This window comes from Burkholderia sp. BCC1638 (genome assembly GCF_902833195.1).
Lineage (GTDB): Bacteria > Pseudomonadota > Gammaproteobacteria > Burkholderiales > Burkholderiaceae > Burkholderia > Burkholderia diffusa.
Window position 1 is genome coordinate 1 of record NZ_CADFEC010000032.1, and the last position, 22,828, is coordinate 22,828.

The 22,828-nt window shown below is 65.5% G+C and carries 20 protein-coding genes; 7 read left to right on the forward strand and 13 right to left on the reverse strand.

Features of this window, described 5'->3' with window-relative positions; genetic code table 11:
• The 3 genes from HWX22_RS26575 to proP form a co-directional block, all read left to right on the forward strand.
• A partial coding sequence (locus HWX22_RS26575) for an AMP-binding protein (RefSeq protein ID WP_175916714.1) occupies window positions 1-711 on the forward strand: 711 nt, incomplete at its 5' end.
• A gap of 227 nt (window positions 712-938) precedes the next feature.
• Entirely contained in the window at window positions 939-2,006 is a 1,068-nt protein-coding gene (locus tag HWX22_RS26580) for a porin (RefSeq protein WP_175916715.1), read from the forward strand.
• 469 nt (window positions 2,007-2,475) lie between these two features.
• Window positions 2,476-3,945: a glycine betaine/L-proline transporter ProP gene (gene proP, locus HWX22_RS26585; protein WP_175916716.1), complete on the forward strand. Its 1,470-nt coding sequence runs from the start codon at window positions 2,476-2,478 to the stop codon at window positions 3,943-3,945.
• A gap of 69 nt (window positions 3,946-4,014) precedes the next feature.
• Here the strand turns inward: proP and HWX22_RS26590 are convergent, their stop codons facing one another.
• The 4 genes from HWX22_RS26590 to HWX22_RS26605 all read right to left on the reverse strand — a co-directional run bounded on the left by HWX22_RS26590 (window position 4,015) and on the right by HWX22_RS26605 (window position 8,117).
• Window positions 4,015-4,839 (reverse strand): alpha/beta fold hydrolase, encoded by an 825-nt coding sequence (locus HWX22_RS26590; RefSeq protein ID WP_175911462.1) that lies wholly within the window; start codon window positions 4,837-4,839, stop codon window positions 4,015-4,017.
• Window positions 4,840-5,198: 359 nt separating this feature from the next.
• Window positions 5,199-6,551 (reverse strand): TRAP transporter large permease, encoded by a 1,353-nt coding sequence (locus HWX22_RS26595; protein ID WP_175911464.1) that lies wholly within the window; start codon window positions 6,549-6,551, stop codon window positions 5,199-5,201.
• A 4-nt stretch (window positions 6,552-6,555) separates the two neighbouring features.
• Window positions 6,556-7,134 (reverse strand): TRAP transporter small permease, encoded by a 579-nt coding sequence (locus HWX22_RS26600; RefSeq protein WP_175911466.1) that lies wholly within the window; start codon window positions 7,132-7,134, stop codon window positions 6,556-6,558.
• On the reverse strand, window positions 7,131-8,117 hold the full coding sequence (locus tag HWX22_RS26605; protein WP_059693628.1) for a TRAP transporter substrate-binding protein: 987 nt from the start codon (window positions 8,115-8,117) through the stop codon (window positions 7,131-7,133). Before HWX22_RS26605 ends, HWX22_RS26600 begins: the two co-directional genes overlap by 4 nt.
• A gap of 555 nt (window positions 8,118-8,672) precedes the next feature.
• Between HWX22_RS26605 and HWX22_RS26610 the strand changes: the two genes are divergently transcribed.
• Window positions 8,673-8,867, forward strand: coding sequence for a hypothetical protein (locus HWX22_RS26610; RefSeq protein ID WP_059693630.1), 195 nt, complete (start codon window positions 8,673-8,675; stop codon window positions 8,865-8,867).
• 125 nt (window positions 8,868-8,992) lie between these two features.
• Here the strand turns inward: HWX22_RS26610 and HWX22_RS26615 are convergent, their stop codons facing one another.
• The 3 genes from HWX22_RS26615 to HWX22_RS26625 form a co-directional block, all read right to left on the reverse strand.
• Window positions 8,993-9,673 (reverse strand): GntR family transcriptional regulator, encoded by a 681-nt coding sequence (locus HWX22_RS26615; protein ID WP_059525948.1) that lies wholly within the window; start codon window positions 9,671-9,673, stop codon window positions 8,993-8,995.
• A 206-nt stretch (window positions 9,674-9,879) separates the two neighbouring features.
• Window positions 9,880-10,263, reverse strand: a complete 384-nt coding sequence (locus HWX22_RS26620; RefSeq protein ID WP_175911468.1) for an ATP-dependent protease — start codon at window positions 10,261-10,263, stop codon at window positions 9,880-9,882.
• Window positions 10,264-10,586: 323 nt separating this feature from the next.
• Complete coding sequence (locus HWX22_RS26625) at window positions 10,587-11,189, reverse strand: DnaJ domain-containing protein (RefSeq protein ID WP_175911539.1); 603 nt, start codon at window positions 11,187-11,189, stop codon at window positions 10,587-10,589.
• Between the two features lie 270 nt (window positions 11,190-11,459).
• Between HWX22_RS26625 and HWX22_RS26630 the strand changes: the two genes are divergently transcribed.
• Window positions 11,460-12,383, forward strand: coding sequence for a recombination-associated protein RdgC (locus tag HWX22_RS26630; RefSeq protein WP_175911540.1), 924 nt, complete (start codon window positions 11,460-11,462; stop codon window positions 12,381-12,383).
• Between the two features lie 289 nt (window positions 12,384-12,672).
• On the opposite strand, the gene abaF is transcribed toward HWX22_RS26630, so the two are convergent.
• The gene (abaF, locus tag HWX22_RS26635; RefSeq protein WP_059820796.1) at window positions 12,673-14,052 is read right to left on the reverse strand and encodes a fosfomycin efflux MFS transporter AbaF; all 1,380 of its coding nucleotides are present in this window, start codon (window positions 14,050-14,052) and stop codon (window positions 12,673-12,675) included.
• A 579-nt stretch (window positions 14,053-14,631) separates the two neighbouring features.
• Here abaF and HWX22_RS26640 point away from each other — a divergent pair.
• Window positions 14,632-15,573 (forward strand): dihydrodipicolinate synthase family protein, encoded by a 942-nt coding sequence (locus HWX22_RS26640; RefSeq protein WP_059525958.1) that lies wholly within the window; start codon window positions 14,632-14,634, stop codon window positions 15,571-15,573.
• Between the two features lie 148 nt (window positions 15,574-15,721).
• Here the strand turns inward: HWX22_RS26640 and HWX22_RS26645 are convergent, their stop codons facing one another.
• The 4 genes from HWX22_RS26645 to HWX22_RS26660 all read right to left on the reverse strand — a co-directional run bounded on the left by HWX22_RS26645 (window position 15,722) and on the right by HWX22_RS26660 (window position 20,357).
• Window positions 15,722-17,095, reverse strand: a complete 1,374-nt coding sequence (locus tag HWX22_RS26645; RefSeq protein ID WP_175911470.1) for an MFS transporter — start codon at window positions 17,093-17,095, stop codon at window positions 15,722-15,724.
• Window positions 17,096-17,300: 205 nt separating this feature from the next.
• The gene (locus tag HWX22_RS26650) at window positions 17,301-17,642 is read right to left on the reverse strand and encodes an NIPSNAP family protein (RefSeq protein ID WP_175911472.1); all 342 of its coding nucleotides are present in this window, start codon (window positions 17,640-17,642) and stop codon (window positions 17,301-17,303) included.
• A gap of 14 nt (window positions 17,643-17,656) precedes the next feature.
• On the reverse strand, window positions 17,657-19,438 hold the full coding sequence (locus tag HWX22_RS26655) for an FAD-dependent oxidoreductase (RefSeq protein WP_244135297.1): 1,782 nt from the start codon (window positions 19,436-19,438) through the stop codon (window positions 17,657-17,659).
• An 85-nt stretch (window positions 19,439-19,523) separates the two neighbouring features.
• Window positions 19,524-20,357 (reverse strand): SDR family oxidoreductase, encoded by an 834-nt coding sequence (locus HWX22_RS26660; protein ID WP_175911543.1) that lies wholly within the window; start codon window positions 20,355-20,357, stop codon window positions 19,524-19,526.
• Between the two features lie 186 nt (window positions 20,358-20,543).
• On the opposite strand from HWX22_RS26660, the gene HWX22_RS26665 reads away from it, so the two are divergent.
• Window positions 20,544-21,443 carry a helix-turn-helix domain-containing protein gene (locus HWX22_RS26665; protein ID WP_059820799.1) on the forward strand — a complete coding sequence of 300 codons (900 nt, stop codon included), beginning with the start codon at window positions 20,544-20,546 and terminating at the stop codon, window positions 21,441-21,443.
• A gap of 84 nt (window positions 21,444-21,527) precedes the next feature.
• On the opposite strand, the gene HWX22_RS26670 is transcribed toward HWX22_RS26665, so the two are convergent.
• Window positions 21,528-22,700, reverse strand: a complete 1,173-nt coding sequence (locus tag HWX22_RS26670) for a 4-hydroxybenzoate 3-monooxygenase (protein WP_175911476.1) — start codon at window positions 22,698-22,700, stop codon at window positions 21,528-21,530.
• Window positions 22,701-22,828 lie beyond the last annotated feature (128 nt).

The window sequence follows — 22,828 nt, forward strand, 5'->3', positions numbered from 1 at the left end:
CAGACCGAAACCGGCGGCCACATGATCACGCCGCTGCCGGGCGCGACGCCGACGGTGCCGGGTTCGTGCACGCTGCCGCTGCCGGGCATCATGGCCGCGGTGGTCGACGAGACCGGCCAGGACGTGCCGAACGGGCAAGGCGGCATTCTCGTCGTCAAGCGTCCGTGGCCGGCGATGATCCGCACGATCTGGGGCGACCCGGAGCGCTTCAAGAAGAGCTATTACCCCGAGGAACTCGGCGGCACGCTCTACCTCGCCGGCGACGGCACGGTGCGCGACAAGGACACCGGCTACTTCACGATCATGGGCCGCATCGACGACGTGCTGAACGTGTCGGGTCACCGGCTCGGCACGATGGAGATCGAGTCGGCGCTGGTTTCGCACGAGCTGGTTGCGGAAGCGGCGGTGGTCGGCCGCCCGGACGACACGACGGGCGAGGCGGTGGTCGCGTTCGTGGTGCTGAAACGTTCGCGTCCGGAGGGCGAGGAAGCGGCGGCGCTCGCGAAGACGCTGCGCGACTGGGTCGGCAAGCAGATCGGACCGATCGCGAAGCCGAAGGACATCCGCTTCGGCGACAACCTGCCGAAGACGCGCTCGGGCAAGATCATGCGGCGCCTGTTGCGCTCGCTCGCCAAGGGCGAGGCGATCACGCAGGACACGTCCACGCTCGAGAACCCGGCGATCCTCGAGCAGCTCGGCCAGCCACTCTGAACGACGGGGCCGGCATCGGCCGGCCCTACCCAACCTCTTCGACGCACGCGCGTTCGGGCGCCCATCCCCGCCATGAACGCGTCGCATGCGGCCGACACCCGGCCACGCACGTGCGTTCCGCCGCGCCCCATCCTGCGTATGCGGCCCGCGCACCGGACACCGCTTGTCGGATGTCCAGCGCATTCCCCGTTCGATGCATCGACGTACAACAACACTGGAGACACCCAATGAAAAGCAGAATCGTGATCGGTTGCGCCGCGCTGGCGGGCGCGATGGTGGGCAGCAGCGCCTTCGCGCAGAGCAGCGTGACGCTGTACGGCAACCTCGACGCCGCGTTGCTGTATACGAGCAAGACGCTCGACGCCGCCACCGGCGCGAACGCCGGCCATCAGTTCGCGATGACCGACACCGGCATGACGCCCACGACGTTCGGGATGACCGGCACCGAGGATCTCGGCGGCGGCCTCAAGGCGAAATTCCAGCTCGAAAGCGGCTTTGCCGTCACCAATGGCGCGTTCGCCCATTCGAACGGCAACTTCTTCGGCCGCCAGGCGTGGGTCGGGCTCGACGGCGGCTTCGGCACGGTCAAGGCCGGCGTGCAGTACTCGCCGTTCCTGCTCGCGATCTTCGATTCGGATCCGCGCAGCTTCTCGCACTTCGGTAGCGGGCTGATCAACTACGTCGACAACGTGCTGGTGACGGGCCTGTTCAACCCGAACGCCGTGTCGTACACCAGCCCGACGATCGCCGGCCTCACCGGCAGCGCGATGTTCGCGTTCGGCGGCAAGGCAGGCGACTTCCAGGCCGGCCGCCAGTATTCGGCGAGCCTCAAGTACGAACATGAGGGCTTCATGATCGACGCCGCGTTCTACGACGGCAACGACGGCACCAACCCGACGCCGACGCCGAGCACCGTCGCGTTCGTCGGGCGCACGATCGGCGCCGCGTACCGCTTCGGCCCGGTCACCGCGAAGGCATCGTTCACGAGTTACAAGGTCGGCGGATCGTTCAGCAACAACGTGTATGGCGGCGGCCTCGATTACCAGGCCACGCCCGCCGTCGACCTGAACGGCGGCGTCTGGTTCACCAGCGATCGCAACGACACCGCCAATCACTCGCTGCTCGCAGCCGTCGGCACGACCTACAGCCTGTCGAAGGCAACCGCGCTGTACGCGCAAGTCGCGATGGTCAACAACCACGGTGCGATGAACACCGGGCTCGGGATCAACAACGCGCTTTACGCGGTCACCGGCACGACCGTCGGCGCGAACGTCGGGATCCGCCACATGTTCTGATGCGCAAGCGGCGGTTCAAGTGCCGAATCGCCGCCGCCGTGTATTCGCAGTCCGAATTATATTGCACCGACTTCGGCACGCGAATATGCGTCTGGATTCGGTGCGACTTCCATCGCGTGCATCCGTACGCGATGCATCGCCGATCCCATGCCCGCACGATCCGCCACCGGCAAGATCAACGCCCGGTATAGACCGCCATCGACGCGGCCCGGACCGCCATCTGCCGAACCTGCTGTTACCCGGAGTTGCCCAGCTGCGCCATCCGTGTCGTTTTCGACCGATTTCCGGGCGCATGACCGATAGTCAGCGTTTCCCGTTTCTCTACACTGCTTCACACCAGCACACACCTGCCGGATGTCGCGTGACGCGCGCCGCATCACCGACATCACGGCGATCCCGAGACAACCGCCTTCGTCCCCGACGGTTCCGAATCCGCTCGGCCAGCCGAAGGCTTCTCCAGGAGCGTTCTTTGAGTTCATCGCAAGCGCACCCCGCGAAAGCCCGGTCTTCGCGCAAGTCCCTCAAGCTGGACGACATCACGATCGTCGACCCTGCCGTCCTGAAGCGTGCGGTCGGAGCCATGGCGTTCGGCAATGCGATGGAATGGTTCGACTTCGGCGTCTACAGCTATATCGCCGTCACGCTCGGCAAGGTGTTCTTCCCGTCCAGCAGCCCGTCCGCGCAGCTGCTCGCGACCTTCGGCACGTTCGCCGCCGCGTTCCTCGTGCGCCCGCTCGGCGGCATGGTGTTCGGCCCGCTCGGCGACCGCATCGGCCGCCAGCGCGTGCTCGCCGCCACCATGATCATGATGGCCGTCGGCACCTTCGCGATCGGCCTGATCCCCAGCTACACGTCGATCGGCATCATGGCGCCGATACTGCTGCTCGTCGCCCGTCTCGTGCAGGGCTTCTCGACCGGCGGCGAATACGGCGGCGCCGCCACCTTCATCGCCGAGTTCTCGACCGACAAGCGCCGCGGCTTCATGGGCAGTTTCCTCGAGTTCGGCACGCTGATCGGTTATGTGATGGGCGCCGGCGTCGTCGCGCTGCTCACCGCGTCGCTGTCGCCGGAAGCGCTGCTGTCGTGGGGCTGGCGTGTGCCGTTCTTCATCGCCGGTCCGTTGGGCCTCGTCGGCCTGTACATCCGGATCAAGCTCGAGGAGACGCCCGCGTTCAAGAAGGAAGCCGAAGCGCGCGAAGCGGACGAACGATCGCGCCCGAAACAGTCGTTCGGCACGCTGCTCGTCGAACAGTGGAGGCCACTGCTCCAGTGTGTCGGTCTCGTGCTGATCTTCAACGTGACCGACTACATGGCGCTGTCGTATCTGCCCAACTACCTGTCGGCGACGCTGCACTTCAACGAAACGCACGGCCTGTTCATGGTGCTGCTCGTGATGGTGCTGATGATGCCGATGACGCTTTACGCCGGGCATCTGTCGGACCGGCTCGGCCGCAAGCCGGTGATGATGTTCGGCTGCGTCGGCCTGCTCGTGCTGTCGGTGCCCGCGCTGCTGCTGATCCGCTCCGGCGAGATGCTGTCGGTCTTCGGCGGGATGCTGATCTACGGTACGCTGCTGTCGACCTTCACCGGCGTGATGCCGTCGGCGCTGCCCGCGCTGTTCCCGACGAGGATCCGCTACGGCGCGCTCGCGATCGGCTTCAACGTGTCAGTGTCGCTGTTCGGCGGCACAACGCCGCTCGTCACCGCATGGCTCGTCGATCGCACCGGCGACCTGATGATGCCGGCCTACTACCTGATGGGCGCGTCGTTCATCGGCATCGTGTCGGTGCTCGCGCTGCGCGAAACCGCACGGCGGCCGCTGCCCGGCTCCGCGCCGTGTGTCGCGAGCCGCGCGGAAGCGCAGGACCTGATTCGCCGCGGCGTTGACGAGGGGCGCGTGCGCGACCGCAAGTTCACGCCGGTCGGCGAACGCGCGTAATGCAGTGATGCAGTAACGCAAGTCGTTGCGACGCCGCGCGGCGCCCGCCGCCGGCATCGCGTACGGTGCTCAGCCCGCCGCGAGCTGCTGTTCGTCGAACCAGTCGAGCAGCGTCCGCGTGACGAACGCGGGATTCTCCAGACTCGAGATGTGGCCGGCATCCGGCACCAGCGCATGGTGGCAACCGATCACGCCCGCCATCTTCACCGTCTCCGACGGCGGGCGCGCCATGTCGCCCGCGCCGCACATCAGCAGCGTGCGCTCGGCATCCAGTTCGGCGAGTGCGGCCAGCGTATCCGGTCGCCCGAAGATCAGCCGGCCGAGCGGGACGATCGACTGACGCAGCCGGTCGGACGGCAGGTTCGCGAGCGCGGCGCGAAACGCGGTCGGCACCGGGTCGGCAAGGTTCACGTCCGGCCGGAAGAACAGCGGCACGATCGCATCGAGCAGCGGCGGCACGATACAACCGGCGGCGTCGATGGCGTCGAGCATTCCGAAGTAACGCAACCGCGTCGCGTCGGGTTCGGCCTCCAGCGATGCATCCATCAGCACCAGCGAGCGCACGCGCCGCGGTTCGCGCAACGCGAGCCGCGCGCCCCACATCCCGCCGACGCTCAGCCCCACGACCGCGCACTGCTCGATCTCGAGCGCATCGAGCAATGCGCTCGCATGAGCGGCGAGGTCGTCGAGCGTCTGGGTGCCGTCGGGCAGCGGGTCGGACGCGCCATGCCCCCACAGGTCCGGCACGATCACGCGATAGCGGCTCGATAGCGCGTCGATCTGCGGCGCCCACATCGCCGAATCCCACAGGTAGCTGTGTCCAAGCAGCACCGGAAAGCCGGCGCCGTGATCCTGGTAATGCAGGGTGCTGCCATGAACAATGTGTGCGGGCATGTCGTCTCCGGATGTCAATGCGATCGGCGGCGGCCCAGAAACGGGCGCCGCGATCCGCGGCGTTCTGCGACGAACGCGAAGCGGCGAATCATCGCACAGGTTGCCGCACGGCGTGTGACCGCCGCCGTGCGACCGGGACGACGCCGAACACCGGAATGCCGCGGCTGTCGCCGTTCGAGACATACGCTTACGTCGCCGCATGCGCGAGCGATGCGGCCAACGCGAATGCGGCGGCCGCGACGGCGCGCCATGCTCTTTTCATGTCGATGTGAATTTGCCGTGCGTGAAGCACACCGTAGACGTGACCGCGGCGCCGGATAACCTCGGTCGTCCGGCGCCGCGACGGGCGAAACGCGCGATCAGAACACCGCGTGCCCGCTGATGAGGCTCGGCAGCCAGGTGGAGAAGAACGGCATGTACGTGACGATGTTGATCGCACTGAAGATCGCGAGGTAATACGGCCACGCCATCTTCGTCGTCTCGCCGATCGACACGTTGCCGATCGCGCAGCCGACGAACTGCACCGAACCGATCGGCGGATGAACGAGGCCGAGCGAGCAGTTCAGCAGCAGCATGATCCCGAACTGCACCGGCCCGACGCCGCATGCCATCGCGATCGGCAGGAACAGCGGCGTCGTGATCAGGATGTGCGCGGCCATGTCGACGAACGTGCCGAGGAACACCTGGATGATGTTGATGTACAGCAGCATCAGCCAAGGCGCCGCGGTCGACTGCTTCAGCAGCCCCTCGATCGCATCCGGAATCTCCAGGTACGACATCTGGAAGCGCAGCATGTTCGACACGGCGATCAGCAGCAGCACGACGCCCGTCGTGCGCGCCGCATGCGACAGCGCGCGGCGCAGTTTCTCGACGGTCAGCGTGCGGTACACGATCGCGGTCAGCACGAGCGAATACACGACGGCGATCGCGGCCGCTTCCGTCGCGGTGGCGATCCCCTTCGCGACGCACACGAGGATGATCGCGATCACCATCAGGCCCGGCACCGCGCCGACGAAGCTGCGCAGCACCGCATACCAGCCCGGGAACGCCGGCAGCGCGGACGATCCGTCTTCACGGCGCGGATAGCCGTGACGCACGGCCTGCCAGTACGCGGCGGCGAGCACGAAGCCCATCACCCACAGCACGGGCAGAAGGCCGGAGAACAGCAGGTCGCCGATCGACACGCCGCTCACCTGCTGGCCATGCAGCATCCCCGTGATCCCCTGCGCGGCGAACGCGTAGATGATCATGTTGGTCGACGTCGGCATCAGCGCGCCGGCGAGCGACGCGTGGGTCGTCACGTTGACCGCGTAGGCCGCGCTGTAGCCTTCGCGCTTCATCAGCGGAATCACCACGCCGCCCATCGCCGACGTATCGGCGGTCGGCGAGCCGGACACGCCGCCGAACAGCGTGCACGCGACGACGTTGGCCATCCCGAGGCCGCCGCGGAAGTGGCCGACGGTCGCCTGCGCGAAACGCAGGATCCGGTCCGCGATGCCGCCGTGCAGCATCAGCTCGCCGGAGAAGATGAAGAACGGCACCGCGAGGAACGAGAACGCATTCATTCCCGAGATCATCGACTGCATCGCGGTCGCGATCGGCAGCCCTTCGACCATATAGGTCAGCACGCAGGCAATTCCGAGCGCGAACGAAACGGGCACGCCGAGCACGAGGAAAAGCAGAAAACTGACGGACAGGATCGCGAGTTCCATGACGTTATTGGCCCGACGAAGAACGACGAAGCGCGAGCAGGTGCTCGAGCGAGAAGAGGATGATGGCGATCGCCGCGGGAATCGTGATCAGGTAGCGCACGCCCTCGGGCAGCCCGATGATCGGAATGCGGTCGCCCATCGTCTCGGCGGCCATGCTGCCGCAGCCGACCATGATCGCGATCGCGAACGCGATCAGGCTCAGGTGCTGGATCGCGATCACCACGGTGCGCGCGCACGGCGACAAGCGCCGCACGAGCGAGTCGAGGCCGATGTGGCCGCCGTCGCGCACCTTCATCGCGGCGCCGAACATCGCGATCACGATCACCAGCAGCAGCGCGATCGGCTCGACGAAATCGGGCGCGTTCTCGAACACGTAGCGCATCACGACCGCGTAGAACACCAACACCGTGAGCGCCGCGAGACACAGCGACGCGACCACGGCCAGTGCGCGGAACAGCAGGTCGTTCACGCAACGCAGGAGCGGCGCGGCCGCGCGCGGCCGGCACGATGTCGCACCGTCCGCGGCGGCCGCATCCGGCGAGCCCACGGCGGCCGCGCCGTTCAGGGAAGTGCGACGGGTCACTTGGTTGCCTCGATCTCGTCGACGATCTGCTTCATCTGCGGCGTCTTCTCGTACTTCGCCCACAGCGGCTGCATCGCCTTCACGAACGCCGCGCGGTCGACCTGCGCGGCCGGCAGGATCTTTGCGCCGCCCTTCGTCACCGTCTGCTGCGCCGACGCCTCGCGCGCGGTCCACAGCTTCTGGTAATACGGCACCGAATCGGCCGCGGCCTTCCTGATCGCGGCCTGTTCCTGCGGCGACAGCGTGTCCCAGATCTTCTTCGAGAACACCAGCACTTCCGGCGTCATCGCGTGCTGCGTCTCAGAGTAGTCGGGCGCTACTTCGAAGTGCTTGGTTTCCTCGTACGACGGCAGGTTGTTTTCCGCCGCGTCGACGAGGCCCGTCTTCAGGCCCGTGTAGACCTCGGCGAACGGCATCGGCGTCGGCGTGCCGCCCATCGCCCGGATCTCGTCGACCATCAGGTCGGATGGTTGCACACGCACCTTCAGCCCCTTCATGTCGGCGGGCGTGCGCACCGGGCGCTTCGCGTAGATCGAGCGCGCGCCGCTCTCGTAGAACGTCAGCGCGATCATCCCCTTCGCCGCGAACGCGTCGAGAATCTTCTGGCCGGCCGGGCCGTACATCGCCTTGCGGAAATGGTCGACGTCGCGGAACAGGAACGGGAACGACGGAATCAGCGATTCCGGCACGATCTCGTTGAACGACGCGCCGTTCACGCGCGCCATGTCGATCGCGCCGATCCGCACCTGGTCGACCGTGTCCTTCTCGGAGCCGAGCGCGCTGTTGCCGAACACCTTGATCGAGTCCTTGCCGCCCGTCAGCTTCGACAGCTCGTCGCCCATGTACTTGACCGCCATATTGGTCGGGAAGCTGTCGCCGTGCACGTCCGCCGAGCGGAACACGCGGGCCTGCGCAGACACCGCGAAGCCGGCCATCAGTGCGACGGCCAGTGCGTTACGGGAGCGGGTGAATCGGTGCTTCATCGTCAGTCTCCTTGCTGGTTGCTCGTTATTTGGCAGCGATCCGGGCGGCATCCGCATGCATCGACGTACGGCCCTTCGAGGAATCGCAGTCATACGTTGTATGATGTGTCGGAGCGAATGTACGGCGGTTAATCGTTTTACTCACTTGGTGCATACCCTATAACGGGCACTGGCGCGGGCTCGCGGCGGGATATGAGGCGAAGTCTTCTCTATTCGGGTGACTTTTGGCGAAACGTTTTCCGGAAATGGGTCGGCATCTGAATCGGCACGACGTTGTATCGCTTTCCCGAGATCGAACACCGGGATCCACTTCTATTTCGCAAGTTGTAGGATGACCGACCACGCGACAATCGCTGCCGCGCGACTCCAGGTCTCGAGGATCAACCGGATGCGAACCTCACGCTTCGCAACGTGGCTCGATGTGGGCGCCGTCGTTGTAACGACGATGCGATGACGACTTTCGGCATACGGACCGGCGCCCACACGCATGCAGTCGCCGCGGGCACGCGCGATGCGTGCTCGCGGCGACATCGAAAATGCGAAAGGAGGTATGCGATGCAGACGACCAGAATGTCGGCAGGGCCGAATCAGGACACACCGCTGAATCCGGGCGACGAAGGGCCGCCCGATGCGCCGGGCGTGGGCGAGGACCTGTGCGGCGTGTGCCGCGGCACGGGCATGGTCGAAGGACAGCCGTGCACGGTGTGCGGCGGAACGGGCAAGGTGCTACAGGGTATCGGCGGCGGGTAGGCGAACGTCACGCATGCAGGCCCGTTGCCGCGATGCCCAGACGGGCCGCGCCTCGCACGCGATCGCGCCTCGATGCCGGAATCCGCTGCAACGCGGTGTTCGCAGCGTCCTGGCCGGACGCGCGCTCAACGACCGAGGCGTCGATCGCGCAGAAACGCGTTCAGCTCGCCGCCCGCATGCTCGATATGCCGCTTGAGAAGCGATGCCGCCGCGCGCGCATCGCCCTTGCGGCACAACGCGACCAGTTCGGCGTGTTCGGATTCGGCCACGTCGCGCGCGGCCTCGGACAGCGACAACTGCACGCGCGTGTAGCGGTCGGTCTGCTGCAGCAGCGACGCGACGATCGCCGCCGTCTTCGGCTGGTCGGCGCGCGACAGCAGCAGATGATGCAGTTCGGTGTTCAGTTCGCCCCAGCGCCCGGACTGGCTCGCATGCAGCACCTCGCTGTATTCCTCGAGGATCGCATCGAGCCGCGCGAAATCCTCGGCGGTCAGCTTCGGAATTGACTTCTTCAGCAGCACGGGTTCCAGCAGCGCGCGCAGTTCGAACAGTTCGGTGATGTCTTCCGGGGACAGTTCCGAAACGATCGCCCCCTTGTGGGGCAGGATCTTGACGAGCCCCTCGCTCTCGAGCTGCACGAGCGCTTCGCGCAGCGGGATCCGACTGATGCCGAGCTCGGTCGCCAGCGCATCCTGGCGAAGCTGATAGCCGTCGACATACTCCCCTGTCAGGATACGGCGGCGCAATTCGTTCGCTGCGGCTTCGGCGCGCGTGGCGTAGACAAGAGCAGGGCGTTTCTCGTTCATGTTCGGGCTGGGGAAGGCGGTCAGGCAGGATGCCGGCGCAGCGGCGGATATTGCATATTTTCTACAATATTAGCAGAGCGCCCGTGTCGTCGAACCGCCCCCGCATGGGGCTTCACGCTGTCGCGCCCTTCGTTCGCCCGCCTGCGGATGTCGGGTACCGCCCCACTGCACCCAGCACGACTCAACACCCCAGCGACAAGCAACGATCAGAGATCGCCGCGCACTTCACCGGTTCCCAGCGCGCTCCGCTGCCGATTGACTTCCGCCCACAGCTCATCGCTATCGTCATCGCGCAGCAGGACCATGCAGTCCAGTTGATCGTCGGTCACGCCGAAGTATTCCAGGATTTCCCGGCGAACCGCATCGACGAACTCCGCGTATTCCGGGGTCGCCTGGGCCTGCGCGTGCAGCGCATCGTATGCTGCATCGTCCGCCCCGCCGCCGTGCTCATCGATATAGCGCGTGATCCACCGGTCTCGCTCGCGGTCGTAATCGGCCTCGGCGCGCATCGCTTGCACCGCCGTGTAGAAATCCAATTGGGCAAATGCGGCGATCGCCGCCGTTGTCGCCTGGTCGAACGTAGTCGTCATTCCATCTCTCATGTTGGTCACGGCACATCATCGCATGGGTCGCACCCGGACAGGCGCCGCGAATTCGGACGATGCAACGCGCCGCCTGACGCCGACGTTTGGCCCGTGCGCCTTCGCACCCGTTCAACGGCCGTATCGCCGTCTCGGGCCTCTGCCCCGCAAGTGTGTCAACTCATCGTCCTCGATGGGAATGACCGTTTAGTGATGCAGATTCAATCCAATTAGCCATCGATTCATGAAGCAGTCGATCGAAGAACATCCCCCGAAGACGGCACCGATCGCGGTCGAGTTCCGCGTTCGCAAAACCGGTCGCCCACCAGGACTCACGGGCGCAGCCCGAACATGCCGTGCCACAGAGCGCGGAAAAAGTCCGTATGCGCGTGTTCGTCACTCCTTCGCGCGTCGCTCTCTGACGCTTGCGCCGATGCCGCCTGCGTCGCCCTCTCGTCGCATTGCGGCATCTGCTCATCATGCTGTCCGTCCCGCGATGCACCAGGCTGGCGCGACGCATGCAGCTCGACCACGCTGTCGGCAATGCGCTCGGCGAGTTGAACATCGCAATCGCGGCCGAGCAGAACACCGAACACGACGTCGCGGTTGTGCCCTTGCTCGGCGAAGCGCATCGCCCATGCCACGAACTGCGCATATTCCGCTTCGCGCTCCGCCTTCAGGCGCTCCTCTTCTTCGCGAAGCCGTGCGTGACGGAGCATTTCCTCTGCGTAAACGGTGTCGTAGACGCGGCGCAGCTCCGGATTCGAGAGAATCGCGTATGCCTCCTTGATCTCCTGAAATCGCGCATGCGCGTCCGCTTCGCACCCGACGTTGCGGTCGGGATGCGCTTTCATCGCCGCCTTTCGGTAGCCGCGCTTGATTTCCTCGTCGGTGGCGTTCTCGCACACACCGAGCAATTCATACATTGTCGTCATCGTGCGTCGGGATGAAAGTCGGATCGCGTTGATCGTAGCATGTCGCCGCAACGCCAATTTGTCGGGTTGAGAATTCACCAGATGCTGAACACCCTGAGTGCAGGTCGGGAGCACTTTGGTGGATGACGAGATCCGAATCATTCACATCGGAACGTCCGTTTGCCAACCGGAGCGGTCGCTCGAGTATCCGAATGAGCATGCAGGCTGACGGCGCTTCCTGGCCGGCAAACGTCACCGTCATATAGAATGATGCGCTTTGCCCGCACGCCTATGTGGTTCAAGAATCTTCAGCTTCATCGTCTTCCGGCACCGTGGGCCGTTACCCCCGATCAGATGGAAGCATGGTTGGCGCCTCACGCGTTTCAGCCGGGCACCAGCGTCGAGATGCAGCGCGTCGGATGGGCGTCGCCGCGTGACGACGGCGCGCTCGTGTATTCGATCAACCGGCAGATGCTGCTGACGTTTCGTGCCGAAAAGAAGCTGCTCCCGGCCTCGGTCGTCAATCAGGTGACCAAGGCCCGCGCGCTTGAAGTCGAGGAGCAGCAGGGCTTCAAGGTCGGACGAAAACAGCTGCGCGAACTCAAGGAGCAGGTCACCGACGAACTGCTGCCGCGCGCGTTCACCATTCGCCGCGATACCCGCGTATGGATCGATACGGTGAACGGCTGGCTCGTCATCGATGCGGCTGCACAGGCGCTCGCCGACGACGTCCGCAGCCTGCTCGTCAAATCGATCGATCAATTGCCGCTCGCCGGCGTTCAAGTGGCGCTTTCGCCGGTCGCCGCGATGACGGATTGGCTGCTGTCCGGCGACGCGCCGGGCGGATTCACCGTGGACCAGGACGCCGAGTTGCGCTCGAGCGGCGAAGGCGGCGCCACGGTGCGATACGTCGGCCACGCGCTGGAAGCGAACGACATGCGCCGGCACATCGAGGCCGGCAAACAATGCATGCGCCTCGCGATGACCTGGGATGACCGGATCTCCTTCGTGCTGACACCGTCGCTGACGATCAAGCGTGTCACGCCGCTCGACGTGATCAAGGAAGCAACAGATCCGACCGCGCAAAACGACGAGGAACGCTTCGACTCGGACGTCACTCTGATGACGGGTGAATTGGGGCGGATGTTGACCGATCTTGTCGATATCCTGGGCGGTGATCGAGACGACGCGATTCATCAGGCGGCAGCAGCCTGAACCCCGTCGACTGTCGAAAATCATCGCCCCGCGGCGGCAAGGTTTTGCCCTGACGCGACATGTCGAGCAGGACCGTCGCCGCGCCGGCGCGGGTCGCGGCTGCGCGCTCGCGATCCATAGGAAACCGGAGCAATTCCTGAAAGCGGCGGCGATCGTCAAGGGCTCCAGGCAATTCGTAGAAGGCCACTGACCGTCTTCCCCGCCCTCCCCCGGGAATCCGCGATGAACCGAAAAAAAGCCACCCTCGCGGGTGGCTTCGGTGCGTTCAAGCAGGCTTCGGTCGCATACGTCACGCGTGGGTCCGTCGGCTTGCCTCGGCGTCGACGTCGCGCAGCGACTTGCCGCGCGTTTCCTTCGCGAGGCCCACGCATACGATCGAGATCGCCGCCGCCGCGACCAGATACAACGCGATCGGCGTCGAGGAATGATAACGCTCGAGCAACGACAGCCCGATCAACGGCGCGAGCGAGCCCGCCATCAGCGGCGCGACCTGATAGCACAGCGACAGCGCGGTATAGCGCACGTTGGTCGGGAACATCTCGGTCATCAGCGCCGAGTACGGCGAGTAGGTCATCGATTCGATGAACAGGCCGAGCACGATCGCGGCCATGATGATCCAGTCGTTGCCGGTGTCCATCATCGGGAACGCGACGAAGCCCCAGCCCGCGGTCAGCACCGCGCCGGTCAGGTACACGGGCTTGCGGCCGACGAGGTCCGACATCAGCCCCATCAGCGGAATGAAGAAGAAGTGGATCGCGTTGGCGGCGAACATCAGCTTCAGGATCCGTGTGGTATCGAAGCCGACGACCAGCTTCAGGTACGTCAGCGAAAACGTGACGACCATGTAGTACAGGATGTTTTCGGCGAAACGCGCGCCGATACCGATCAGCACCTGCCGCCAGTGGTACTTCAGCACGTGCCCCACGCCGAGCTGCTTTTCCTGCTTCTGCGCGCGGCGCGCCTGCGCTTCCTTGAAGATCGGCGCATCGTCGACCTTGCGGCGAATCCAGAAACCGATCAGCACGACCACCGCCGAGAACCAGAACGCCGCGCGCCAGCCCCACGCCAGGAAGTCGGCCTCGGACAGCGAGCTCGACAGCACCAGCAGGATGATCGTCGCGACCAGGTTGCCGGCCGGCACGCCGGCTTGCGGCCAGCTGGCCCAGTAGCCGCGGCGGTTGTCCGGGCTGTGCTCGCTGACCAGCAGGATCGCACCGCCCCACTCGCCGCCGAACGCGAAGCCCTGAATCAGGCGCAGCGACACCAGCAGCACCGGCGCCCAGTAGCCGATCGCATCGAAGGTCGGCAGGCAGCCCATCAGGAACGTCGTGATGCCGACCACGATCAGGCTGACCTGCAGCAGGTATTTGCGGCCGAACTTGTCGCCGTAATAGCCGAACACCAGCCCGCCGATCGGGCGCGCGGCGAATCCCACCGCATACAGCGCGAACGCCGCGAGCAGGCCGTCGATCGGGTTGCCCGTCTTCTTGAAGAAATGCGTGCCGAACACCAGCGCCGACGCCGTTCCATACAGGAAGAACTCGTACCACTCCGCCACCGACCCGACCATCGACGCCGCGACGACCCGCTTCAATTCCCGTTTCGATGCCGTGTCCTGCACGGTCGCCACACCACCAGGCGAAACTGCCTCGCCGACCTGACTTGTCATCTCCGTATCTCCTCTCGTTATTTTCCATTTCCCTTGACGGGCCGGTTCGCGGGTAAGCGCGCCGAAAGATTTTATACAATATCCAATACACAATCCAAGCAATCTCAAAAATTCCTTCGGCGGAAATGCGACACGTCGGCGGTCGTTCAGAGAGTCATCGGAGCAAGCGGATTTCGGTCAGATGAAAGCGCGACGGGAACAGCTTGCGCAACGTTGGTCCGGCTTTACGGACCATCGTGCGGCGCCAGGACCCGCATCGCGCCGACTTCGCCGGAATCGCCCCACCATCCTCGCCAGAGGCCGGCGCGCAGGGGTTCGCCGCCCGCCCCGCTGCCCCGGAACGACACCTTCGTCATGCCCTTTTTATTTTATATTGTATAAAATATGCGAACTGGCTAGAATGCACTCGTCGATGGCTGACTCTCGGGCGAAACCGGAGGCAACGTTTCGGCACCGAGGCAAACAAGAGGTGGCCAGCCGCCGTCCGGATCACGTGAAGCACCGACGAGACGGCGAGCGCGCGTACCGCCCACGTTGCCAGCAATGGCAGTTGACCCTATCTGAATGTGAGGAAACGAGATGAGCGACAACATTTTTACCGGCACCATTCCGGCCCTGATGACGCCGTGTACCGCTGACCGTCAGCCGGATTTCGATGCGCTGGTGAAGAAGGGCAAGGAGCTGGTGGCACTCGGCATGCGCGCGGTGGTGTACTGCGGCTCGATGGGCGACTGGCCGCTGCTGACCGAAGCGCAGCGCCAGGAAGGCGTCGCGCGCCTGGTCGAAGCCGGCGTCCCGACGATCGTCGGCACCGGCGCGGTGAACTCGAAGGAAGCCGTGTCGCACGCGGCGCATGCCGCGAAGGTCGGCGCGCACGGCCTGATGGTAATCCCGCGCGTGCTGTCGCGCGGCGCATCGCCGGCCGCGCAGAAGGCACACTTCGCCGCAATCCTGAACGCCGCGCCGAACCTGCCGGCCGTGATCTACAACAGCCCGTACTACGGCTTCGCGACCCGTGCCGACCTGTTCTTCGAACTGCGTCGCCAGCACCCGAACCTGATCGGCTTCAAGGAATTCGGCGGTGCCGCCGACATGCGTTACGCAGCCGAGAACATCACGTCGCAGGACGACAGCGTGACGCTGATGGCCGGCGTCGACACGCAAGTCTTCCACGGCTTCGTGAACTGCGGCGCCGCGGGCGCGATCACCGGCATCGGCAACGCGCTGCCGCGCGAAGTGCTGCAACTCGTCGACCTGTGCAAGAAGGCCGCGCAAGGCGATGCGGTGGCACGCGTACGTGCGAAGGAACTGGAAGCGGCGCTGGCCGTGCTGTCGTCGTTCGACGAAGGCTGCGACCTGGTCCTGTTCTACAAGCACCTGATGGTGCTGAACGGCGACAAGGAATACACGCTGCACTTCAACGAAACCGACGCACTGAGCGACGCGCAACGCAACTACGCGGAAGCGCAGTACACGCTGTTCCGCAACTGGTATGCGAACTGGTCGAAGAGCATCGCGTAAGCGCGCTCGCACGATGGAGTGCGATACGCGGCCGTGACACGGCTGCGTGATCGAGAAGAAAAGCCACGGAGCCCTCCGTGGCTTTTTTCTTGTTCATGCCCCGCCCCGAAGCAACGCGCACGCACGTGCTCGTCAGGCCCCCGCCGCATCAGTGTTGCTGCACGGCCGCGCCACTCGCGCGCTCCTGTTCCGTGATTTCCGTGCGGCAACGGCCGATCGCATGCAACGCACCGGCCGCGACGAGCGCCGGCACCGCGAGCAGGCTGAACACATCGCCGAAGCGCCAGCCGAGCCCCATCAGCAGCGCGCCGGCGAACGCGCCGGCCACGCCGCCGATCCGTCCGATGCCGAGCATCCAGGCCACGCCCGTCGCGCGGCAACCCGTCGGATACAGGCTCGCCGCATAGGCCGACATCGACGTCACCGCGCTGGTTACCACGGTGCCGCACAGGAAGATCAACGTGCCGAGCCACGCGGCATGCCCGATCGTGCGGCTCGCCACGAGCACCAGCAGCGCAGCCACGACATACGCGAACACGATCGTCCGGTTCGGATTGAAGCGATCCATCAGCCATCCGACACCGAGGTTGCCGAGCACACCGCCCAGCGGGAACAGGGACGTCATCAGCGCGCCGCCTTCGGCGCTGAAGCCCGCATCGCGAAGCAGCGTCGGCATCCAGTTGGTCAGCAGGTAATAGATCAGCAGCCCCATGAAGTAGGCCGCCCACAGCATCAGGGTGCGCGAACGAAACTGCGCGGACAGCACCTGCGCGAGCGCGGACGCCCCGCCGGCCTGCGGGCGCGCGCCGGCGGCAACGAAGGTACAGTCGTCGAAGCGCTCGTTCGGCGCGATCCGTGCGAGGATGCGCGCGATGCGCGCATGCGTGCCCGGTCGTGCCGCGAGATACTGCGCCGACTCGGGCAGCAGCATCACGAGCGCGACCGCCAGCGCGATCGGTCCGATGCCGCCCGCGGTCAGTACGCTTTGCCAGCCGAAGTGCGGAATCAGCCATGCCGACGTGATGCCACCCACCGCGAGCCCGCACGAGAAGCCGCAGAACATCGCGTTGACGGCCACGCCACGAATCCGGGCCGGCGCATACTCCGCCATCAGCGTGACGGCGTTCGGCATCGCCGCGCCGAGGCCGAGCCCGGTCAGAAAGCGAAAGGCGGTCAGCGCCTCGATCGACTGCGCATGCGCCGACACCATGCTCCACGCACCGAAGCACACAACCGACAGCACGAGCACGGTCTTGCGGCCGAGCCGGTCCGCGCAGGGGCCGGCGGCAAGTGCGCCGATGCCGAGTCCGGCCAGCGCCGCGCTCATCACCGGGCCGAGCGCGCTGCGCGCGATGCCCCAGTCGTGCGTCAGCGCGGGCGCGATGAAGCCGATCGCGGCCGTGTCGTAGCCGTCGGCGGCCACGACCAGGAAGCACAGGATCAGGATCAGCCACTGGCAGGGGGAAAAGCGCTCGGCGTCGATGAACGACTGCACGTCGAGCGTACGCGGTTGGGTTTTCATCGTGTGTCTCCTTCAGTCCGGGCGCAAGACGGCGCTGATGCGCCGCACGCGCGCGGATATCTCCATGTTCATGTTTCGTTGTATGTCTGGCGTCCAGGCGACGTGCACAGGTCAGCCAGGCGGCGCATCGGCGGCGCCCGTCACGACCGCCACCCTCTCCACGCGAATGGCGTCCATGTCGTAACGGGGTGTCGTCGTTATGGACTCAGCGCGTCAGGTACGCGAGGCTCGGGAACTCGACGCGGCGGATGATGCGGCTTTCCTGCGCGACGATCAGATGGCCGGATGCCTGCAGATACGCGGGCCAGTCCGGATCGGCATCGCGCGCGGTGCGCCGCGCGTCGTAATCGGCGATGCTGTCGTAGCCCCACAAGTGGACGACCTGATTCAATGCGCCGATGTCGCTCATGTAGAAGCCGACGGGCGCGCCGAGATACTTCACCTGGATCGGCATCGCGAGCCGGTCGAAGATCTCGATGAACTCAGCCATGCCGCGCGGCCGGATCGTATAGATGCGATGATCGATGAATGCTTTCGCGGTAGTCATGGTGTGCTCCGGGTTCACGCGGTCGCGCGCGTGTCGGCGGGATGCGCCACGGCAGCGCATGGTGTCGGTTCGGTGGGGCCGATCAGGTCGATGAGCCCCGCGATATGGCGCGCGCTCAGATAGCCGAACGTCATGATCGGACCGAGCGTGATCCCCGCACCCGGATAGTTTCCACCCATGATGCTGGCGCGATCGTTGCCGACCGCGTACAGGCCGGCGATCGGCTTGTCGTCCGCGGCCAGCACCTGCCCAACCGCGTTGGTACGGATTCCGTCGAAAGTGCCGAGATCGCCCATCACCACCTTCAGCGCGTAATACGGCCCGTTGCCGAGCGGCGCCACGCACGGATTCGGACGATGATCGGCGTCGCCGAGATAGCGGTTGAACGACGTCGTGCCGCGGCCGAATTCGGGATCCTCACCATGTGCGGCATCACGGTTGTAGCGCTGCACGGTTGCCTCCAGATTCGCCGCATCGATACCGGCCCGCTGCGCGAGTTCCACCAGCGTGCGGCCTTGCACGAGATAGCCGTTGCGCAGCAGCGGCCCGAGCGGCACCGGTGCGGGTTTCGCAAAGCCGAGCCCGTATTTGCGGATCGTCGCGCGATCGCACACGAGCCACATCGCCGTTTCGGTCTCGTCGCGACATGCGGCGATCATCGCGGCACCGACGTCATGGTAGGAATTCGATTCGTTCGTGAAACGCATGCCGCGGCGGGTCACGCCGATGACACCCGGCTTGTAGCGATCGAGCAGATGCGGAAACACCCCGAAGCGGCCATCACCGAGCGGCACGCGCGAAACGGGCATCCATGCGGCCGGTTGCGGATAGCGAATCTCCACGCGGCCGCCAGCCTGCTCGGCCAGCTTCGCGCCGTCGCCGGTGTTGCCGACCGGCACGGGCGACACATGTTCGCCGCCGCGCGCGACGTGCGGATACGCACGCGCGATTCGCGCGACGTCGTGCGAGAATCCGCCGCTCGCCAGCACGACCGCACGGCGCGCGGAAATGCGATACGTCTCGCCGTCCGCCCCGACCATGGCGCCGGCGATGCGGCCTCCATCGGTCACGAGTTCACGTGCGGGCGTGTTCGTCAGGATCGGGATCCCGAGGTCCAGCGCCGACTTCGCGAGTCGCGCAGCGAGCGCGTTGCCGCTCGTGATCTGCACGCCGCGCCGGTACAGCGCGAGATCCTTCAGATGCGCGGCGAGCCGCTTCGTCACGTACCACGCGGACTTGAGCGAGCGCGTTGCGTTGAAGAAATGCTTCAGGTCCGCATTCGACGAATTGAACATCATCCCGATGAACGTGATCGTCTTCAACGGCGGATGCAGGCGCTCGAGATCGCGCCCGAGCCGCCGCGCATCGAACGGCGCCGCGACGACCGAGCGGCCGATGTCGACTCCGCCGGGCAGGTTCGGATGATAGTCGGGATACAACGTCGGGAAGAATTTCACGTCCGTTTCGCGCTCGAAGAATTCGAGCATGCGCGGGCCGTGCTCGAGAAAGGCCTCGATTGCCGCGTCGTCACGGAACGCGCCGGTTTCGCCGCGCAAATACATGCGCGCCGCCTCGCGCGTATCGTGCACGCCGTTTGCACGCGCGTGGCGATTGCCGGGAATCCACAGCACGCCGCCGGAAAACGCGGTCGTGCCGCCGAAGCACGCTTCCTTCTCGACGACGATCACGTCGAGGCCGGCCTTGCGCGCGGTAATCGCGGCGGACAGGCCGCCCGCTCCCGATCCGATCACGAGCAGATCGCACGTGACGTGCGTCGAACGATGCCGATCATTCATCATGTCTTCCTCCATGGATGGAACAGCCGCGCCGCCACACCGCTGAACACGGCATGTCTGCATCACGCGCGGCAATGTCGTTGAACTACCTTGCGCCGGCACCGGCCTCATAGCCCGGCCGCGGAACGAGATCCATCAGCATCGCGTCGAGACCGCCGTCGACCACCAGTTCCGCTCCGTTCACATACGCGGCGCGCGGACTCGCGAGAAACGCGACGACGTTCGCGATGTCGTCGGGTCGGCCGATGCGCCGGCTCGCGGTCATCGCACTGCGGCGCGCCTCGATGTCCCCGCTCTGATAGAACGATTCGGACAGCGGCGTGCGGATCATCCCCGGACACACCGTATTGCTTCGAATGCCGCGCGGCCCCCACTCCGCCGCCAGTTGCCGCGCGAGCATCGCGACCGCCGCCTTGCTCGCGCTGTACGCACCGCTATGCGTCTGCGGGTAGCGCGCCGCGATCGACGCGACATGCACCAGCGAGCCCGAGCCGCGCGCCAGCATCGCGCGGCCGAACGCCTGCGAGCAAAGCATGTAGCCGGTGAGATTGACCTGCAGCATCGCGTTCCATGCGTCCAGGCTGATGGTCTCGATGCCGCCGGCACGCAACAGGCCGGCATTGTTCACGAGTACGTCGGCGGGACCGAGATCGCGCTCGACGCGTTCCGCGGCCTGGGTCACGCTCGCCGCGTCGCCGATGTCGCATCCGATCGCAACGACATCGCCGCCTGCCGTGCGCAGCCGCTCCGCGACGGCAATGGTCCTGTCCGCGTCGCGATCGAGCAGTGCGACTCGCGCACCGGCCGCCACGAGCACTTCGACAATCGACGTGCCGATGCCGCCCGCCGCCCCCGTCACGACACACACTTTTCCGTCGAGATGCAGCCAGTCCGCCTTCCGGTTGTCTGCTTGCGATATCATTAGGTTTCCTCTTTAAATAGGCTTGAAATGTCCGGATCGAACCGGCATACGCTGCCCGAACGTCGCGCGATGCGTCAGTTGCGAGCGCTACGTCGATGAGAAAAGTATAGAAGCGCGCATCGCGCGAAAATTGGACAAACGCCGCAAGCAACAGGACAATTTGTACACAGGAGGCCGCGCGGCATGAGGAGAATCCCTAACTACGATCTGTATGGCGAATCGGCGCGCCCGCCTTGGTACGACGCGTTCAACTTCGAATGGATACCGGAGCGCAGCCAGCCGAACGACTGGCGTATCGCCGCGCACCGCCACGATGCGCTATTGCAGATTTTGTACATCCGCGGCGGGCACGGGCATGTCGTGATCGAGAGCGGGAAGCACACGTTCGCGCCGCCGTGCCTCGTGCTGCTGCCCGCGCAGACGGTCCATGCGTTCGAGTTCTCGCCGCAAATCGACGGCCTCGTGATCACGGTCGTGCAGCACGCGCTGGAAAAACTGGTCAAGACGGTCGCGCCGGGCGCGCTGTCGATTCTGCAACGAGCGGCCGTGATTCCGGTCAAGGGGCCGGACGCGAGCGTGTCGATGCTGATGCCTTTGTTCGCGTTGCTCGAACAGGAATTCCGCAGCACGTCACGCGGCCGCGGCGCGGCCGGGATGGCGCTGCTGGTCGCGCTGGTCGTGCATGTCGCGCGCTTGAGCGATCTCGCGGCAGCGCCGTCGCATGCGGGCGTCGACCGGCGCGGGACGTTGCTGCGACGTTTTCGCGAGCTGATCGACACACACTTCCGCGAGCATCGGCCGGTGGAATTCTATGCGGAGCGGCTCGGCGTGACGGCCGCGCAGCTTGCGCGCGTCTGCCGCGAGGAGCTGGGGATTTCGACGACGGCGGTCGTCAACGCGCATCTGATCCGCGAAGCGCAGCGCGATCTGGTTTATTCGAATCTGAGCGTGAAGCAGATCGCGCACGAGATGGGCTTTGCGGACAGCGCGTACTTCAGCCGCTATTTCCGCAAGCAGACCGGTCAGACGCCGGGCGAATTCAGGGAATCGGCCCATCGCGACCTGATGCCCGGCCAGTCTTGAACCGGCCCGATCCGGACGGCGGAGCCGGTCGCGACACCGAGGTGTCGCGACCGGAAAAGCCGACCCGCCAGATCTGGCGGCCCGTCAGACCGCGACGGCGCCGACGTAGTTTTCCGCCATCGCCATCGCCGCCGAGCGCGACGTCGTCACGTGCTCGAGCTCCGCGACCTGCAAACGCTGCTCGAACGGCGATGCGTCGTCGAGACGATGCATCATGCGCGTCATCCAGTACGAGAAGTGTTCGGCGCGCCAGATCCGGCGCAGCGCGGTTTCGCTGTATGCATCGAGCAGGTCGGTGCGGTCTTCGTCATAGAACGCCTGCAACGCGGCCGTCAGGATGCGCACGTCCGACACCGCGAGGTTGAGGCCCTTCGCGCCGGTCGGCGGCACGATATGCGCGGCATCGCCGGCGAGGAACAGTCGCCCATGCTGCATCGTCGTCGACACGAAGCTGCGCATGCCGACGATGTTCTTCTGGAAGATCCGGCCTTCCACGACCCGCTGGCCGTCGGCGGAATCGACGCGCGCATGCATCTCCGCCCAGATACGATCGTCGGACCAGTTGTCGACCGAATCCTTCGGGTCGCACTGGAAATACATGCGCTGCACGTTCGGCGAACGCGTGCTGACGAGCGCGAAACCGCGTTCGTGGCGCGCATAGATCAGTTCGTCCGACGACGGCGGCGCTTCGACGAGAATGCCGAACCAGCCGAACGGAAAGACCCGTTCGTAGTCCTGCCGCAATGCGGCGGGGATCATCGTGCGCGACACACCCTGCGAGCCGTCGCAGCCGATCACGAAATCGCAGTCGAGCGTCTGTTCGACACCGTCGTGCACGAAGCGGATCGACGGCGCGTCGGTCTCGATGCCGGAAATCGTCGTCCCGGATACGTTGAAATACAGCGCACCGCCGGCCGCGACACGCGCGGCCACGAGATCCTTGAGCACCTCGTGCTGCGCATAGACGGTAATCGCCTTGCCGGTCAGTTCGGTGAGATCGATGCGGCGGCGCTTGCCTTCGAACGCGAGTTCGAAGCCGTGATGCAGCGCGCCTTCCGCTTTCATCCGGTCGCCGACACCGGCTTCAGTCTGCACGTCCATCGTGCCCTGTTCGAGCACGCCGGCGCGAATCGTGGACTCGATCTGTTCGCGACTGCGCGACTCCAGGACGACCGACTCGATGCCGCGCAGATGAAGAAGATGGGAAAGGAGCAGGCCCGCGGGCCCCGCGCCGATGATGCCGACTTGCGTACGCATGAATGTCTCCGGGTAGGATTGATTTTGCGCAAGTTTGGCGGCGGCGCGTGCTATCCCGCAACGCGATATCCGGAATATGAACTATCTCGATAACGGATAAAGGCCGAGTACGCTTCACGCCATGCGTG

What these genes read in the sequence shown, in the direction of transcription:
- HWX22_RS26580 (WP_175916715.1), top strand. Translation starts at nt 939, where the DNA reads ATGAAAAGCAGAATCGTGATCGGTTGCGCCGCGCTGGCGGGCGCGATG.
- HWX22_RS26590 (WP_175911462.1), bottom strand. Translation starts at nt 4,839, where the DNA reads ATGCCCGCACACATTGTTCATGGCAGCACCCTGCATTACCAGGATCAC.
- HWX22_RS26595 (WP_175911464.1), bottom strand. Translation starts at nt 6,551, where the DNA reads ATGGAACTCGCGATCCTGTCCGTCAGTTTTCTGCTTTTCCTCGTGCTC.
- HWX22_RS26605 (WP_059693628.1), bottom strand. Translation starts at nt 8,117, where the DNA reads ATGAAGCACCGATTCACCCGCTCCCGTAACGCACTGGCCGTCGCACTG.
- HWX22_RS26610 (WP_059693630.1), top strand. Translation starts at nt 8,673, where the DNA reads ATGCAGACGACCAGAATGTCGGCAGGGCCGAATCAGGACACACCGCTG.
- HWX22_RS26615 (WP_059525948.1), bottom strand. Translation starts at nt 9,673, where the DNA reads ATGAACGAGAAACGCCCTGCTCTTGTCTACGCCACGCGCGCCGAAGCC.
- HWX22_RS26620 (WP_175911468.1), bottom strand. Translation starts at nt 10,263, where the DNA reads ATGACGACTACGTTCGACCAGGCGACAACGGCGGCGATCGCCGCATTT.
- HWX22_RS26625 (WP_175911539.1), bottom strand. Translation starts at nt 11,189, where the DNA reads ATGACGACAATGTATGAATTGCTCGGTGTGTGCGAGAACGCCACCGAC.
- HWX22_RS26630 (WP_175911540.1), top strand. Translation starts at nt 11,460, where the DNA reads ATGTGGTTCAAGAATCTTCAGCTTCATCGTCTTCCGGCACCGTGGGCC.
- abaF (WP_059820796.1), bottom strand. Translation starts at nt 14,052, where the DNA reads ATGACAAGTCAGGTCGGCGAGGCAGTTTCGCCTGGTGGTGTGGCGACC.
- HWX22_RS26640 (WP_059525958.1), top strand. Translation starts at nt 14,632, where the DNA reads ATGAGCGACAACATTTTTACCGGCACCATTCCGGCCCTGATGACGCCG.
- HWX22_RS26645 (WP_175911470.1), bottom strand. Translation starts at nt 17,095, where the DNA reads ATGAAAACCCAACCGCGTACGCTCGACGTGCAGTCGTTCATCGACGCC.
- HWX22_RS26650 (WP_175911472.1), bottom strand. Translation starts at nt 17,642, where the DNA reads ATGACTACCGCGAAAGCATTCATCGATCATCGCATCTATACGATCCGG.
- HWX22_RS26655 (WP_244135297.1), bottom strand. Translation starts at nt 19,438, where the DNA reads ATGAATGATCGGCATCGTTCGACGCACGTCACGTGCGATCTGCTCGTG.
- HWX22_RS26665 (WP_059820799.1), top strand. Translation starts at nt 20,544, where the DNA reads ATGAGGAGAATCCCTAACTACGATCTGTATGGCGAATCGGCGCGCCCG.
- HWX22_RS26670 (WP_175911476.1), bottom strand. Translation starts at nt 22,700, where the DNA reads ATGCGTACGCAAGTCGGCATCATCGGCGCGGGGCCCGCGGGCCTGCTC.